Raw genomic sequence first — 15,022 nt, forward strand, 5'->3', positions numbered from 1 at the left:
AATCACCCTTTCTCAGTTATCCACTACCTGTTCCGCGGCGGCCGCGACGGCTTCTGCGGTGAAACCGAATTCACGGAACAAAGTCTCGTAGTCGGCGGATTCGCCGTAGTGCTCGATCGACACGATCTTGCCCGTGTCGCCGACGAGCTTGTGCCAGGACTGCGCGACGCCCGCCTCGACGGCCACCCGGGCCGACACCGACGGGGGCAGCACGCTGTCGCGGTAGTCCTCGGGCTGAGATTCGAACCATTCCACGCACGGCATGGACACCACCTGCGCGACAATGTCCTTGTCCGCCAACAGCTTCTGGGCCTCGACCGCGAGCTGAACCTCCGAGCCGGTCGCGATCAAGACGACGTCCGGCTCGTCGCCGCCGGGATCGCCGAGGACGTACCCGCCCTTGGCCACGCCCTCGACGTTGGTGCCTTCCAGTATCGGCACGCCCTGGCGGGTCAGGATCAGCCCGACCGGACCGCTGCCGTTGCCGCGGGCCAGGATTGTGCGCCAGGCGTATGCCGTCTCGTTGGCGTCGGCCGGACGCACCACCGACAGCTTGGGGATGGCGCGCAGCGCCGCGAGGTGCTCGATCGGCTGGTGGGTCGGGCCGTCCTCGCCGAGCCCGATCGAGTCGTGCGTCCACACGTAGACGGTGTCGATGTCCATCAGCGCGGCCAGCCGCACCGCCGGGCGCATGTAGTCCGAGAACTGCAGGAAGGTGCCCCCGTAGGCCCTCGTCGGCCCGTGCAGCACGATGCCGGACAGGATGGCGCCCATCGCATGCTCGCGCACACCGAAGTGCAGCGTGCGCCCGTACCAGTCCGCCGTGTAGTCCTTGGTCGAAATCGACGGCGGACCAAAGGATTTGACGTTGTCCATGGTGGTGTTGTTGCTGCCCGCCAGGTCGGCCGAGCCGCCCCACAATTCGGGAAGCTTCGGACCCACCGCATTGAGCACCTTGCCGGACGCCGCGCGGGTCGCCAGCGCCTTGTCGCCGGGTTCCCAGCGCGGGATGTCGGCGTCCCAGCCGTCGGGCAATTGCTCGGCGGTCAGCCGGTCCAGCAGTGCCTTGCGCTCGGGTTCGCGCTCCGCCCAGGCGTCGAAGTCCGCCTGCCACTTCTCGTGTGCTTCCTTGCCCCGGTCCACCAGCCTGCGGGTGTGGGCGATGACCTCGTCGCGCACCTCGAATTTCTTCTCGGGATCGAAGCCCAGGATCTCCTTGACGGCTGCGACTTCCTCGTCGCCCAGCGCCGCACCGTGCGCCTTGCCGGTGTTCATCAACTTCGGTGCCGGGAAGCCGATGATGGTGCGCAGCGAGATGAACGACGGCCGGTCGGTGGTCGCCTTGGCGTTGGCGATGGCCTCCTCGATCGCGACGACGTTCTCGCCGCCCTCGATCTCTTGCACGTGCCAGCCGTAGGCGCGGTAGCGCGCGGCCGTGTCCTCGCACAGCGCGATGTCGGTGTCGTCCTCGATCGAGATCTCGTTGTGGTCGTAGAACACGATGAGGTTGCCCAGCTGCTGCACCGCGGCCAGCGACGAGGCTTCGGAGGTGACGCCTTCCTCGATGTCGCCGTCGGAGGCGATCACGTAGATGAAGTGATCGAACGGGCTGGTGCCCGGGGCGGCGTCGGGGTCGAACAGCCCGCGCTCGTAGCGCGACGCCATCGCCATGCCCACCGCCGAGGCCAGGCCCTGGCCGAGCGGACCGGTGGTGATCTCAACGCCCTTGGTGTGCCGGAACTCCGGGTGCCCGGGCGTCTTGGATCCCCAGGTGCGCAACGACTCGATGTCAGACAGCTCCAGGCCGAACCCACCCAGGTAGAGCTGGATGTACAGCGTCAGGCTGCTGTGCCCGCAGGACAACACGAACCGGTCCCGACCCAGCCAGTAGGTGTCGCTGGGATCGTGTTTCATCGTGCGCTGGAACAGGGTGTAGGCCAGGGGAGCCAGGCTCATGGCCGTTCCGGGATGTCCGTTGCCGACCTTTTGGACCGCGTCGGCGGCCAGCACCCGAATGGTGTCGACGGCGGCCGAGTCGAGCTCGGACCAGTCGTCGGGGAGGTGCGGTTGGGTCAGCGTCGAGATCTCTTCGAGTGTGGTCACAGACTCAGTCCTTGGGGTCATCAAGCTGATCAATCCCACCCTAGTGCGGGAGGGCCGGCTCTTGCAGTGCAGGTTTTGGGTACCCGCAGCCGGCTGGTGTGAAAATTACGCGGTGGCCGTCGACCCGTAACATTCAGTTCGGAAATCTGGGAGAAGTCTGGGTGAACGGACCCTGCGGGCAGGTTGTTAGCGGCCCGCGGTCTACCATCGTGTGTAGTAGATGCTGCGCGCTGCTGCGACCCCAAGGAGTTATTGCGTGAGCGTTCGCGGGCGCGTCGCCCCAAGCCGAGTACCGAGCCGAGCGCTTGGCACGGTGCTTGCGTATCTGGCACTGACCAAGCCGCGGGTCGTCGAGCTACTGCTCGTCACCACCATTCCGGCCATGCTGCTCGCCCACCGGGGCACCGTGGACCCGCTGCTGATCCTCAACACGTTGGTCGGTGGAATGCTGGCCGCCGGGGGAGCCAACACGCTCAACTGCGTGGCCGACGCCGACATCGACAAGGTGATGAAGCGCACGGCGCGCCGGCCGCTGGCCAGGGCCGCGGTCCCGCGCAGCCACGCGCTGGTGTTCGGGTTGGCGCTGTCGGTGGGGTCGTTCTTCTGGCTGTGGTGGACGACGAACATGCTGTCGGCACATCTGGCCGGCGCCACCATCGCCTTCTACGTGCTGGTTTACACGCTGCTGCTCAAGCGGCGCACGTCGCAGAACGTCGTGTGGGGCGGCGCCGCCGGCTGCATGCCGGTGATGATCGGCTGGTCGGCCGTCACCGGCACCATCGGCTGGCCGGCGCTGGTGATGTTCGCGATCATCTTCTTCTGGACGCCGCCGCACACCTGGGCGCTGGCGATGCGTTACAAGGACGACTACAAAGCGGCCGGCGTCCCGATGCTGCCCGCCGTGGCGACCGAGCGTCAGGTCACCAAGCAGATCCTGATCTACACCTGGCTGACGGTGGCGGCGACGCTGGCGCTGGCGTTGGCCACCGGCTGGCTCTACGCGGCGGTCGCCGTGGTCGCCGGGGTGTGGTTCCTGGCGATGGCCCACCAGCTGTACGCGGGGGTTCGCGCCGGCGAGCCCGTCAAGCCGCTGCGGTTGTTCCTGCAATCGAACAACTACCTCGCGGTGGTGTTCTGCGCATTGGCGGTCGACTCGGTGATCGCACTGCCGCATTTGTTCTGACGCCGCGCCTCAGGGCAGCAGCACGATGGAACCGGCGGTCTTGCGGCCCTGCAGGTCCTGATGCGCGCGTGTGGCTTCCGGGAGCGGATAGCGCCCACCGACTTCGACGGTGATGGCCCCGCCGGCGATCGCGTCGAACAGTTCCTCGGCCCGCCAGCTGAATTCCTGGCCGGTGCGGATGAAGTGCGCCAGCGACGGCCGGGTCAGGAACACCGAGCCGGCGGCGTTGAGGCGCTGCGGGTCGAACAGCGGAACGGGTCCGCTGGCCGCACCGAACAGCGCCAGGGTCCCCCGCACGGCCAGGCTGGCCAGGCTGGCGTCGAACGTCGTGGCGCCCACGCCGTCGTACACGGCCTCGACGCCGGCGCCGTCGGTGAGCCCGCGAATCTGCCGGCCGAACTCGTCCGCGTCGTCGGGGTAGGACAGCACCTCGTCGGCGCCGGCCTGCCTGGACAGCCGGGCCTTCTCCGGCGTGGAGACAGTGGTGATGACCCGGGCGCCGAGCAGATGAGCCCACTGCGTCAGGATCAGCCCGACCCCGCCCGCGCCGGCGTGTACCAGGATGGTGTCGCCGGCCTGCACCGGGTACACCGACTTGAGCAGGTAGTGCGCGGTCAGGCCTTTCAGCAGCACGGACGCCGCCACGTCGGAACTCACGCCGTCCGGCACGTGTGCCGTCAAAGTCGCTGGGGCGGTGGCGTACTCGGCGTAGCCGCCCGACGCCGACGCGCTGACCACCCGGTCGCCGACACGGAAACCGTCGACGCCGTCACCCGCCGCGGCGACGGTGCCGCACAGTTCGGAACCGAGGATGAATGGCAGCTCGCGCGGGTACTGGCCCGAGCGGAAGTAGGTGTCGATGTAGTTGACGCCGATCGCCTCGGCCTTGATCAACACCTCGCCGGATCCCGGCGTGGGTTGGGGCGCGTCGATGTAGCGCAGCACCTCGGGGCCGCCGGTTTCGCTGACTTCGATTGCGTGCATGTGCTTATCATGCCCGGGCATGAAACTCGCCCGTCCGGACATCTTCCATCCCCGCATCGTGCTGGCGGGTCCTTCCGGGCGCATGGGCGGCGACCCTGACGACACCGGGCTGGTGCCCGCGTTGCGAACTCGCGGACTACACGCCCGCTGGCGGTCCTGGGACGACCCGGAGACCGCGCGCGCTGACCTGGTCATCCTGCGTGCGACCGCGGACGATCCGGACCGACGCGACGAATTCTTGGCCTGGACGCGGCGGGTGCGCCACCTGCTCAACCCGCCCGGCGCGGTCGCTTGGAACCTCGATGCGCGGTATCTGCGCGATCTGGAGAACGACGGGGTGCCGACGCTCGCGGGCGCGACGGCGCGGTCGGCGTTGATCTTTCTCGGCGGCAAGCAATCGCACGCCTGGCCGGACGAGCCGGAGTTCGAAGCGTGGGACCTCGGCTACGCCGCGCTCGCGGCGGCCGCCGACCGCGTGGGCATCGCCGCGCGCGAGTTGCTGTATGCGCGGGCCGACGTGAGCGGGGACCGGCTGGTGCGGCTCGACCTCGTCGCGCCCTCGCTGGGTTGGCGGCACTTGGACGCCGCCACCCGCGAGCGCGCCCAGCGCGAGTTCGCGCTGGCCGTGGAATCAGGCTGCGAGCGGCTCGGGCTCGGCCCGTTCTCGCATCGACGCCCATAGCGCCGCGGTCGCCGCGGTGCACGCCGCGGCCCCGGCCACGTGCAGGGCGACCAGCGCGGCGGGCACCCCGGTGAAGTACTGGGCGGTCCCGACCGCGGCCTGCGCGCACACCAGGGCGAGCAGCACGATCAGGCGCCGCAGGATGGGCCGCGCAGCGCGGACCGCCAGCAGGCCGAAGCCCAGCCCGACCAGCAGGGCGAGGTAGGCGACCAGCAGCGAGGAGTGGGCGTGGACCAGGGTGTCGACGGCGACCTCGAGCCGCGGCACCGTGCGGGTGGGGCTGCGGTCACCCGCGTGCGGGCCGGCGGCCGTCACCAGCGTGCCGGTGACCAGCACCACGGCTAGGTCCAGGCCGATCAGCGCCGTCAGGGCGCGCAACGGCCGGGCCACGCGCCGGTGCACCACTCCGTCGTCGGGCTCGCCGATCTTGACGTAGAGCAACACCGACAGCCACACCATGGTCATCGAGGTGAGCAGGTGGATGGCCACCGTCCACCACAGCAGCCCGGTGCGCACGGTGACGCCGCCGATGACCGCCTGCACCACCGTCGACACCGGCATCAGCCACGCGTACACGAGGACTTCCCGGCGTCGGCGGGCCCGGGTCACGGCCAGCACGGCCAGCGCCGCCGCGACGACCACCGCGAAGGTGATCATGCGATTGCCGAACTCGACCGCCTGGTGGACGCGCGGCACCTCGGCGTGCGCGACCGGGACGAAGCTGCCCGGAAAGCACTGCGGCCAGGTGGGACAACCCAGCCCCGACGCGGTGACCCGGACGATCGCTCCGGTGACGGCGATGCCCCCCTGGGTGAGGATGACGGCCGCGGCGATGAGGCGCTGGACACGCACGCTCGGGTTGGGGAGGAGGTCCACCAACCGCATCAGCGTTCGTCCCACGGGCATGGCCCGATGGTAGGCCAACGAAAACTACGTCCTGTAGTAAGCCCTCGCGCGATCGAGATTGCCGTGACGGCTGTTCTGGCGTGCCGACCACGACCATGGCGGCAATCTCGACGCCCCGTCTAGGTGAACCGGAACCAGCGCAGCGCGGCCAGCGCCGCCAGCGCCCCCCACACCGCCAGGACGACGACGCCGAACCAGTCCACCGACAGGACCATCGCCCGCGACAGGGCCTCGGTCAGCGCGCCCGACGGGGTGAGCCGGGCCGCCCACTTGACGCCCGTCGGGATCATCCCGGATTCCACCGTCAGCGCGCCGAGCCCGGCGAAGACGAACCACAGCAGGTTGGCGACCGCAAGCACGATCTCGGCCCGCAGCGTCCCCCCGAGCAACAGCCCGAGGGCGGTGAAGCCGGCGGTGCCCAGGGCGATGACCGCCGCACCCAGTGCCAACGCGGCCAGGGCGGGCCGCCAGCCCAGCACAAACCCGATGGCGCCCAACAGGATTGCCTGCAGGAACACCACGGTGACCACGGCCAGCGACTTGCCGGCGATGATGCCCCAGACCGGCAGCGGGGTCGCGCCCAACCGCTTGAGCGCGCCGTAGCGGCGGTCGAAGGCGATCGCGATGGCCTGCCCGGTGAAGGCGGTCGAGATGACCGCGAGGGCCATGATGGCCGGCACGAAGGTCGCGGCGCGGTTGTGCCCGAAGGAGCCGAACGGCAGCAACGTGAGGCCGATCAAAAGCGTGATCGGGATGAACATGGTCAGCAGGAGCTGCTCGCCGTTGCGCAGCAGCAGCTTGAGCTCGAGGCCGAACTGCGCGGCCAGCATCCGGGGCACGGCGTTGGGCCGGGGGTCGGGGGTGAAGGTGCCCGCGGGAAAGACGTTCGAGTTGGTCACTGCCGCAACTTCCTGCCGGTGAGGTCGAGGAACACGTCCTCGAGGCTGCGCTGCTCGACGCGCATGTCGGTGGCGAGCACGTCGATCCGCGCGCACCACGCCGTCACGGTGGCCAGCACCTGCGGGTCGACCGGGCCCTCGACCAGATACTCGCCCGGCGTCACCTCGCTGGCGCGGTAGTCCTCCGGCAGGGCGGCGGTCAGCAGCGACAGGTCGAGCCGCGGCGGCGCGGTGAACCGCAGCTCGTCCTTGGCGCCGGTACGCATCAGCTCCGCCGGTGTTCCGGCGGCCACCGTCTTCCCGTGGTCGATGATGACCAGCCGATCGGCGAGCTCCTCGGCCTCCTTGAGCTGGTGGGTGGTCAACAGCACCGTCACACCGTCGCGACGCAGCGCGTCGATCAGTTCCCACACCAGGAGCCGGGCGTGCGCATCCATGCCCGCGGTGGGTTCGTCGAGGAAGACCAGTTCGGGGCGGCCGACCAGCGCGCACGCGAGCGCGAGCCGCTGCTGCTGCCCGCCGGAGAGCCGTCGGTAGGTGGTGCGGGCGGCATCGGTGAGGCCCAGGGTGTCCAGCAGCCACGCCGGGTCCAGCGGGTCGGCGGCGTAGGAGGCGACCAGGTTGAGCATCTCGCCCGCGCGGGCGCTGGGATAGCCGCCACCGCCCTGCAACATCACCCCGATGCGGGTGCGCAGGCGGGCGTTGTCGGCGATCGGGTCCAGCCCGAGCACCTCGATGGTGCCGGCATCCGGGCGCACGAAGCCCTCGCACATTTCGACCGTCGTGGTCTTGCCGGCGCCGTTGGGGCCAAGCAGGGCGAGCACTTCGGCGGCGTGCACCTCGAGGTCGAGATCGGCGACGGCCGTGGTGGATCCGTAGTGCTTGCTCACCCCGCTCAGTCGCACGACTGTTTCAGGAACGTCCGAGCTCACGTGGAATCAGCGTAGGCGTCGGGCACCGCCTGGGAACGAGGGGTGGCCAGGGGGGCCTGAGCGTTCTCGGGCGCGGGCGCGGTTTCGGCGGCCGCCTCCGCCGCTTCGGCGCCCTCGGGTGGGAGCCGCCGCCACGGCAAGCGGGTGTACGTCAGCGCGATGAGCCCCGCGACGATGATGGTGCTGGCCAAGGTGGCGTCCACGATCTGGAACAGCGCGAAGCGGTCCCCGTTGGCCGTCGGGCCGAAGATGCCGACGACGAGGGTGATGACGATGACCGCCGCCCGGAATCCGCTGCGGGTCGCCCAGGCGGCCAGCGGAATGATCGCCCACAGCAGGTACCAGGGCTGGACGACGGGAAACAGCAGCACGGTGACGCCCAGCGCGACGCCCAGGCCGCCGATCGGGTGCAACCGGCCGCGGAAGACGGCCACCAGCAACCAGCCCACCATCACCGTGATGATCAGCACGCCGATGGCGCGGGTGAGCCCCAGCACCGCGGTGGTGTGATCGCCGAATCCCAGCAGGATCCCCACCTGCCCGGTGCCCAGGGCGAGCAGGGTGGGTGGCGACATCCAGCTGCGGACGACGTTGGCGGTGCCGAGCGTGTAGATCCAGCCGAACCCGAGGCCGCTGGCCCAGCCGACCGCCGCCATCACGGCCAGCGACAGCGTGGTCATCGCGCCGCCGGCCAGCAGCAGCGCCCGCAGGTTGCCCCCGCAGCGGTAGGCCAGCGCCATCGTGACGAACCCGAGCGCCAGCAGCGACGGCAGTTTCACCTGCGACGACAGCGTGATCAGGACGGCGCCGGCCACCAGCATGCCCAGCGGTTCCCAATCGGGGCCGGGCCGCCAGGAGGCCGGCAACAGTCGCGGAGAGCGCGTTGAGTCCAGGCCCCGCAGCGCGAACTCGGCCCCAGCCAGCATCAGCCCGAGCATCAGCGCCTCGTTGTGCACGCCGGCGACCAGATGCATGATCAGCAGCGGATTGGCCGCGCCCAGCCACAGCGCGCTGACCTCGGCGACGCCGCAGCGCCGGGCCAGCCGCGGGGTCGCCCACACGATCAACCCCACGCCGATCAGCTCCACCAGCCGGTGACACAGCACGGCGGCGACGATGTTCTCCCCGGTGACCGCCGAGATGCCGCGCCCGATCCACAGGAAGAGCGGGCCGTAGGGCGCCGGCGTCTCCCGCCACAGCGTGGGCACCGACAGCGTGAAGACGTGGGACAGGCCGAGTCCGGACGCCGGCCCCACCCGGTAGGGATCGAGTCCTTCCAGGGAGATTTGGCTCTGGGCCAGATAGGAGTAGACGTCCTTGCTGTACATGGGCGGCGCGATCAGCAGCGGCAGCGTCCACAGCAGCAGGGTGCGGTCCAGGTCGCCACGCGACATGCGCCTGCTGCCCAACGCGAACCGGCCGAGCATCAGCCAGGCCAGCGCCATCATGACCGCGCCCGTCGTCGTCATCGTCAACGACACCGTCTGGATCCGCGACGGCAGGTTGAGCAGCCGCACCCCGAAGGTGGGGTCCTGCACGACGGGCCGCGCCCCGGCGCCCAGCGCGCCGATCGCCATCAGGACGGTGCCGGTGGCCCCGAACAGGCGGGTGCGCTGCAGCGCGGTGAGCTCGGTAGCGTTCAGCGGCGTGCCCACCGCCTGCTCGTCGCCATGCAAGCTGGCGATCGACGAGCTCAGCACGTGGTGGCGGGCTGCCATCAGAGCAGCGTAGCTGGCGGGGGCTCCGCGCCCGTTGGCTCGCCACCGGGACGCGGTAATCGTTGCGCGGCGGCCGATCGGCTGAGCCGAGTCACGGAGATCGGCGCGGCGGCGCGGCACTGCATCGGTTGACAAGGCCCTTCGCGCTAGCCTCGCCTTCGTGGCGATTCGCGACCATGGCGACCCCGGGGATGCACCCTCCGTGCCGCCACCCCTGCGCTCGCCGACCAACGACGCCCGCCTGTCCGCGGCGGAGCAGGCCCGCAGCATCGCCGCCGCCACCAACGTCGGCACGCTGGCCACGTTGACCGCTGACGGCGACCCGTGGGCGTCGTTGGTGGCCTATGGACTGCTGGACGGGATGCCCGTGCTGTGCGTCTCGAGCCTGGCCGAGCACGGCCACAACCTCGCGCGAGACCCAAGGGCCAGCCTGTCGATCGTGGCGGCGAGCGGCGACATCGACCCGCTGGCGGGCAGCCGAATCACCCTGGCCGGGATGGTCGCGAAGCCCACCGGCTCCGAGCGCGGCGACGCCCGGGCGGCATACCTCGAGGCGGTCCCCGCGGCGCGGCACTACCTGGACTTCAGCGACTTCAGCCTGTGGGTGCTACGGGTTCAGCGGGTGCGCTGGGTAGGTGGATACGGTCGAATGGACTCGGCCACCGGCGATCAGTACGCCGCCGCCTCCCCGGATCCGGTTGCGCCCGCGGCCGCCCGAGCCCTCGCGCATCTCAACGCCGACCACGCCGACTCCCTGGCGGCCATGGCCCGCATCTTCGGCGGCTACCCCGACACCGACACCGCGCTGTGTACCGGCGTCGACCGCTACGGCCTGGACCTGCGGGTGCACACCCCCCGCGGCGTGGCCTACGCCCGGGTCGGGTTTCCCGCAAGGCTGGAATCCGCCAACGAATTGCGTTCGGCCACAGCGGCATTAGCCCGTGCCGCGGACCCGGCTATCGACGAACACGGCCCGCACGAAGGCGGTTGATGCGCATCGCTGATGACGGGCCGGTGAAAGCCCCCGGCCCCGGCTACTTCCGTTCGCCGTCAGCCTTGCTCAGCGCCCGGTCCGCGGTCGAGACCAGCCTGCGGTTGAACTGATACTGGGCGGCGACGAGCTTGTCGGCCAGTTCGATAGCGGCGTCGACAATCTTGGTGCGCAGCGGTTGCACGGCCTCCGGGATCGCCTCGTCGAGGGTCTTGTGGAACGCCCGAAGCGCCTCCGCCGCGGCGTGCTGGCCGGCTTTGGCCGATTCGCGTACCTCGTCGAGCAGGTCGGTCGAATACGATGCGACGGACTTCGATTCAGTCGTCTGAGACATGTCAATTCTTTCTTTTGGAGTTTTCAATACCACCGCCGACGCTATTCGGCGCGGCGGGCCGGCCACTATGGGCGAAGGTCCCAAATGGGCGGGGTGTGACCAGCGCAACGCCCGCTCAGGGCACCCTTGGTAGACCGATCCCCGGAATTGCGTCACACTGGTGTTGTGAAAATCCGAACCGACCTCGACGACGCTGCCGTGGGCGCAGCGGCCGCCGCGGTGCGGGACGGCCACACCCGGCGCGCCATCGTGCGCCTGCTGGTGGAGTCCGGATCGATCACCGCCGGCGAGATCGGCGACCGGCTCGGGCTGACGGCCGCCGGCGTCCGACGCCATCTCGACGCCCTGATCGAGGCGGGCGACGCCGAGGCGGTGCCCGCCGCGTCCTGGCAGCAGGCGGGTCGCGGGCGCCCCGCCAAGCGTTTCCGGCTCACCGCGGCGGGCCGCGCCAAGCTCGAACACGCCTACGACGATCTCGCGTCGGCCGCTATGCGGCAGCTGCGCGAGATCGGCGGGGAGGACGCCGTCCGCACGTTCGCCCGGCGCCGCATCGACGCGATCCTGGCCGGTGTCCCCGCGGCGGGCAGTGACGACGACGCCGAAGTCGAGGCGGCCGCCGAGCGGGTGGCCGGCGCGCTGACCAAGGCCGGCTACGTCGCCACCACGACGCGGGTCGGCGGCCCGATCCACGGCGTGCAGATCTGCCAGCACCACTGCCCGGTGTCCCACGTTGCCGAGGAATTCCCGGAGCTGTGCGAGGCCGAGCAGCAGGCCATGGCCGAGGTGCTCGGGACCCACGTGCAGCGGTTGGCGACCATCGTCAACGGGGACTGCGCCTGCACCACCCACGTACCACTGACCCCGGCGCCCAGCCCGCGTCGCGACACCACGAGCATCGAAGGAGCGTCGTTATGACCCTCACGCCAGAGGCCCAAAAGGTCACTGCTGAGCCGTTGACCCAGGAGCAGGCGATCGCCTCGCTGGGCCGCTACGGCTACGGCTGGGCGGACACCGACGTCGCGGGGGCCAGCGCCCAGCGCGGGCTGTCCGAGGCGGTGGTCCGCGACATCTCGTCGAAGAAGAACGAGCCCGAATGGATGCTGCAGACGCGGCTGAAGGCGTTGCGCATCTTCGAGCGCAAGCCGATGCCGACGTGGGGTTCGAACCTCGGGGGCATCGACTTCGACAACATCAAGTACTTCGTGCGCTCCACCGAAAAGCAGGCCGCCTCTTGGGATGACCTGCCCGAGGACATCCGGAACACCTACGACCGGCTGGGCATCCCGGAGGCCGAGAAGCAGCGCCTGGTCGCCGGTGTGGCCGCCCAGTACGAGTCCGAGGTGGTCTACCACCAGATCCGCGAGGACCTGGAGGCCCAGGGCGTCATCTTCCTCGACACCGACACCGGGCTGCGGGAACACCCCGAGCTGTTCCAGCAGTACTTCGGCACCGTGATCCCGGCGGGGGACAACAAGTTCTCCGCGCTCAACGCCGCGGTGTGGAGCGGCGGATCATTCATCTACGTCCCGCCCGGCGTGCACGTCGACATCCCGCTGCAGGCCTACTTCCGGATCAACACCGAGAACATGGGCCAGTTCGAGCGGACGCTCATCATCGTCGACGAAAACGCTTACGTGCATTACGTGGAGGGCTGCACCGCGCCCATCTACACGTCGGACTCGCTGCACTCCGCGGTGGTGGAAATCATCGTGAAGCCCGGTGGCCGTTGCCGTTACACCACCATCCAGAACTGGTCGAACAACGTCTACAACCTGGTCACCAAGCGCGCCCGCGCGGAGGCCGGCGCCACCATGGAGTGGGTCGACGGCAACATCGGGTCCAAGGTGACCATGAAATACCCGGCGGTGTGGATGACCGGGGAGCACGCCAAGGGCGAGGTTTTGTCGGTCGCCTTCGCCGGAGAGGGCCAGCACCAGGACGCCGGCGCCAAGATGCTGCACCTGGCGCCGAACACGTCGAGCAACATCGTCTCCAAGTCGGTGGCCCGCGGCGGCGGCCGCACCTCCTACCGCGGCCTCGTCCAGGTGAACAAGGGCGCGCACGGGTCGCGCTCCAGCGTGAAATGCGATGCGCTGCTGGTCGATACGATCAGCCGCAGCGACACCTACCCCTACGTCGACATCCGCGAGGACGACGTCACGATGGGCCACGAGGCCACCGTGTCCAAGGTCAGCGACAACCAGCTGTTCTACCTGATGAGCCGCGGACTGACCGAGGACGAGGCGATGGCGATGGTGGTGCGCGGCTTCGTCGAGCCGATCGCCAAGGAACTGCCCATGGAGTACGCCCTCGAGCTCAACCGGCTCATCGAGTTGCAGATGGAGGGCGCGGTCGGATGACCGCTGCGATCAACAAGGGCGAGTTGTTCGCGTCCTTCGACGTGGACGCGTTCGAGGTGCCCAGCGGGCGCGACGAACTCTGGCGGTTCACCCCGCTGCGTCGGCTGCGCGGCTTGCACGACGGCTCGGCTCAAGCGACCGGCAAGGCGCAGATCAGCGTCAGCGAACAGCCGGGCGTGCAGGTCGAGACCGTCCGCCGCGGCGACGAACGGCTCGGCCGCGGCGGCGCGCCCACCGACCGCGTTGCGGCGCAGGCGTTTTCGTCGTTCAACTCCGCGACGCTGGTGAGCATAGGGCGTGACACGCAGATCGCGGAGCCGGTCAACATCACCGTGACGGGCCCCGGCGCCGGTGCGGTGGCGTACGGGCACCTGCAGATCAGCGTCGCCGAGCTCGGCGAGGCGGTCGTGGTGATCGACCAGCGGGGCAGCGGAACCTACGCCGACAACGTCGAATTCATCGTCGACGATGCCGCCCGGCTCACCGTCGTGTGGATCGCGGACTGGGCCGACGACATGGTTCACCTCTCCGCGCAGCACGCCCGGCTGGGCAAGGACGCGGTGCTGCGGCACGTCGCCGTCACCCTGGGTGGCGAAGTGGTGCGGATGTCGGCCAACGTGCGCTACGCCGCCCCGGGCGGGGACGCGGAGCTGCTCGGGTTGTACTTCGCCGACGACGGGCAGCACCTGGAGTCGCGCCTGCTGGTCGACCACGCGCAGCCCAACTGCAAGTCCAACGTGCTCTACAAGGGTGCCCTGCAAGGGGATCCGGCATCGCAGCGGCCCGACGCGCACACCGTCTGGGTGGGCGACGTACTGATCCGCGCCGAGGCCACCGACACCGACACCTTCGAGGTGAACCGCAGCCTGGTGCTCACCGACGGGGCGCGGGCCGACTCGGTGCCCAACCTGGAGATCGAGACCGGCGAAATCGTCGGCGCCGGACACGCCAGCGCCACCGGGCGTTTCGACGACGAGCAACTGTTCTACCTGCGTGCCCGCGGCATCCCCGAAGACCAGGCGCGCCGGCTGGTGGTGCGCGGCTTCTTCGGCGAGATCATCTCGAAGATCGCCGTGCCCGACATCCGGGAGCGCCTGACCGCCGCCATCGAACACGAACTGGAAATCACGGAGAAGACAACAGCGTCATGACGACATTGGAAATCAAAGACCTGCACGTCAGCGTCGAAGACCCGAACGCGCCCGAGGGAAGCCGCGAGATCGGAATCCTCAACGGCGTCAACCTGACCGTGAATTCAGGTGAGACGCACGCGGTGATGGGGCCCAACGGCTCGGGCAAGTCCACGCTGTCCTACGCGATCGCGGGTCACCCGAAGTACCGGGTGACGTCCGGGTCGATCACGCTGGACGGCCAGAACGTCCTGGACATGAGCGTCGACGAGCGCGCCCGCGCCGGATTGTTCCTGGCCATGCAGTACCCCGTCGAGGTGCCGGGCGTTTCGATGTCGAACTTCCTGCGCAGCGCCGCGACCGCCGTCCGCGGCGAGCCGCCGAAACTGCGGCACTGGGTCAAGGAGGTCAAGGCCGCCATGAGCGACCTCGACATCGACCCGGCGTTCGCCGAACGCAGTGTCAACGAAGGGTTTTCCGGCGGCGAGAAGAAGCGCCACGAGATCCTGCAGCTGGGCTTGCTCAAGCCCAAGATCGCCATCCTCGACGAGACCGACTCCGGTCTGGACGTGGACGCGCTGCGCGTGGTCAGTGAGGGCGTCAATCGCTACGCCGAGGCCGAGCACGGCGGCATCCTGCTGATTACCCACTACACCCGGATCCTGCGTTACATCCGGCCGCAGTTCGTGCACGTGTTCGTCGGGGGACGGATCGTCGAATCGGGCGGCCCGGAGCTGGCCGACGAGCTCGAGGAGAACGGCTACGTGCGCTTCACCGAAGCGGCGGCCGCAGGGGCTTAA

At 69.5% G+C, this 15,022-nt stretch carries 14 protein-coding genes; 7 read left to right on the forward strand and 7 right to left on the reverse strand.

The genetic code is table 11. The annotated features are described in order from the left end of the window. Positions 1-12 precede the first annotated feature (12 nt). A complete protein-coding gene (gene tkt, locus H7J89_RS24215) occupies positions 13-2,103 on the reverse strand; it encodes a transketolase (RefSeq protein WP_264047429.1) in 2,091 nt (696 codons plus the stop codon). Positions 2,104-2,359: 256 nt separating this feature from the next. Here tkt and H7J89_RS24220 point away from each other — a divergent pair, with 256 nt between their 5' ends. Continuing rightward, the gene (locus H7J89_RS24220) at positions 2,360-3,286 is read left to right on the forward strand and encodes a heme o synthase (protein ID WP_264047431.1); all 927 of its coding nucleotides are present in this window, start codon (positions 2,360-2,362) and stop codon (positions 3,284-3,286) included. A 9-nt stretch (positions 3,287-3,295) separates the two neighbouring features. On the opposite strand, the gene H7J89_RS24225 is transcribed toward H7J89_RS24220, so the two are convergent. Continuing rightward, positions 3,296-4,270, reverse strand: a complete 975-nt coding sequence (locus tag H7J89_RS24225) for a quinone oxidoreductase family protein (protein WP_264047433.1) — start codon at positions 4,268-4,270, stop codon at positions 3,296-3,298. A gap of 19 nt (positions 4,271-4,289) precedes the next feature. On the opposite strand from H7J89_RS24225, the gene H7J89_RS24230 reads away from it, so the two are divergent. Next, complete coding sequence (locus H7J89_RS24230) at positions 4,290-4,952, forward strand: DcsG N-terminal domain-containing protein (protein ID WP_264047435.1); 663 nt, start codon at positions 4,290-4,292, stop codon at positions 4,950-4,952. Here H7J89_RS24230 and H7J89_RS24235 read toward each other — a convergent pair. From H7J89_RS24235 to mptB, 4 genes are all read right to left on the reverse strand, one after another. Next, positions 4,902-5,837, reverse strand: a complete 936-nt coding sequence (locus tag H7J89_RS24235; RefSeq protein WP_264047560.1) for a COX15/CtaA family protein — start codon at positions 5,835-5,837, stop codon at positions 4,902-4,904. The two genes, H7J89_RS24230 and H7J89_RS24235, sit on opposite strands and share 51 nt — an antisense overlap. Positions 5,838-5,977: 140 nt before the next feature. Then, complete coding sequence (locus tag H7J89_RS24240) at positions 5,978-6,757, reverse strand: ABC transporter permease (RefSeq protein WP_372513835.1); 780 nt, start codon at positions 6,755-6,757, stop codon at positions 5,978-5,980. Then, on the reverse strand, positions 6,754-7,689 hold the full coding sequence (locus H7J89_RS24245) for an ABC transporter ATP-binding protein (protein ID WP_264047439.1): 936 nt from the start codon (positions 7,687-7,689) through the stop codon (positions 6,754-6,756). The genes H7J89_RS24240 and H7J89_RS24245 overlap by 4 nt, the downstream gene beginning before the upstream one ends. Beyond that, positions 7,686-9,407 (reverse strand): polyprenol phosphomannose-dependent alpha 1,6 mannosyltransferase MptB, encoded by a 1,722-nt coding sequence (gene mptB, locus H7J89_RS24250; protein WP_264047441.1) that lies wholly within the window; start codon positions 9,405-9,407, stop codon positions 7,686-7,688. The genes H7J89_RS24245 and mptB overlap by 4 nt, the downstream gene beginning before the upstream one ends. A 160-nt stretch (positions 9,408-9,567) precedes the next feature. On the opposite strand from mptB, the gene H7J89_RS24255 reads away from it, so the two are divergent. Continuing rightward, complete coding sequence (locus tag H7J89_RS24255) at positions 9,568-10,398, forward strand: HugZ family pyridoxamine 5'-phosphate oxidase (protein ID WP_264047443.1); 831 nt, start codon at positions 9,568-9,570, stop codon at positions 10,396-10,398. 43 nt (positions 10,399-10,441) lie between these two features. Here H7J89_RS24255 and H7J89_RS24260 read toward each other — a convergent pair whose 3' ends face one another. Next, the gene (locus H7J89_RS24260; protein ID WP_264047445.1) at positions 10,442-10,732 is read right to left on the reverse strand and encodes a hypothetical protein; all 291 of its coding nucleotides are present in this window, start codon (positions 10,730-10,732) and stop codon (positions 10,442-10,444) included. 126 nt (positions 10,733-10,858) lie between these two features. Between H7J89_RS24260 and H7J89_RS24265 the strand changes: the two genes are divergently transcribed. From H7J89_RS24265 to sufC, 4 genes are read left to right on the forward strand one after another with little or no spacing between them, the layout of a single operon-like run. Next, complete coding sequence (locus H7J89_RS24265) at positions 10,859-11,647, forward strand: helix-turn-helix transcriptional regulator (RefSeq protein WP_264047447.1); 789 nt, start codon at positions 10,859-10,861, stop codon at positions 11,645-11,647. Further along, entirely contained in the window at positions 11,644-13,092 is a 1,449-nt protein-coding gene (gene sufB, locus H7J89_RS24270) for a Fe-S cluster assembly protein SufB (RefSeq protein ID WP_264047449.1), read from the forward strand. Before H7J89_RS24265 ends, sufB begins: the two co-directional genes overlap by 4 nt. Then, the gene (sufD, locus tag H7J89_RS24275) at positions 13,089-14,243 is read left to right on the forward strand and encodes a Fe-S cluster assembly protein SufD (RefSeq protein ID WP_264047451.1); all 1,155 of its coding nucleotides are present in this window, start codon (positions 13,089-13,091) and stop codon (positions 14,241-14,243) included. Before sufB ends, sufD begins: the two co-directional genes overlap by 4 nt. Beyond that, positions 14,240-15,022 carry a Fe-S cluster assembly ATPase SufC gene (gene sufC / locus H7J89_RS24280; protein ID WP_264047453.1) on the forward strand — a complete coding sequence of 261 codons (783 nt, stop codon included), beginning with the start codon at positions 14,240-14,242 and terminating at the stop codon, positions 15,020-15,022. The genes sufD and sufC overlap by 4 nt, the downstream gene beginning before the upstream one ends.

The sequence above is a fragment of the Mycobacterium paraffinicum genome (assembly GCF_025822865.1).
Taxonomy (GTDB): domain Bacteria; phylum Actinomycetota; class Actinomycetes; order Mycobacteriales; family Mycobacteriaceae; genus Mycobacterium; species Mycobacterium paraffinicum.

What these genes read in the sequence shown, in the direction of transcription:
- H7J89_RS24230 (WP_264047435.1), top strand. Translation starts at nt 4,290, where the DNA reads ATGAAACTCGCCCGTCCGGACATCTTCCATCCCCGCATCGTGCTGGCG.
- sufC (WP_264047453.1), top strand. Translation starts at nt 14,240, where the DNA reads ATGACGACATTGGAAATCAAAGACCTGCACGTCAGCGTCGAAGACCCG.
- sufB (WP_264047449.1), top strand. Translation starts at nt 11,644, where the DNA reads ATGACCCTCACGCCAGAGGCCCAAAAGGTCACTGCTGAGCCGTTGACC.
- H7J89_RS24260 (WP_264047445.1), bottom strand. Translation starts at nt 10,732, where the DNA reads ATGTCTCAGACGACTGAATCGAAGTCCGTCGCATCGTATTCGACCGAC.
- H7J89_RS24225 (WP_264047433.1), bottom strand. Translation starts at nt 4,270, where the DNA reads ATGCACGCAATCGAAGTCAGCGAAACCGGCGGCCCCGAGGTGCTGCGC.
- sufD (WP_264047451.1), top strand. Translation starts at nt 13,089, where the DNA reads ATGACCGCTGCGATCAACAAGGGCGAGTTGTTCGCGTCCTTCGACGTG.
- H7J89_RS24235 (WP_264047560.1), bottom strand. Translation starts at nt 5,837, where the DNA reads ATGCGGTTGGTGGACCTCCTCCCCAACCCGAGCGTGCGTGTCCAGCGC.
- mptB (WP_264047441.1), bottom strand. Translation starts at nt 9,407, where the DNA reads ATGGCAGCCCGCCACCACGTGCTGAGCTCGTCGATCGCCAGCTTGCAT.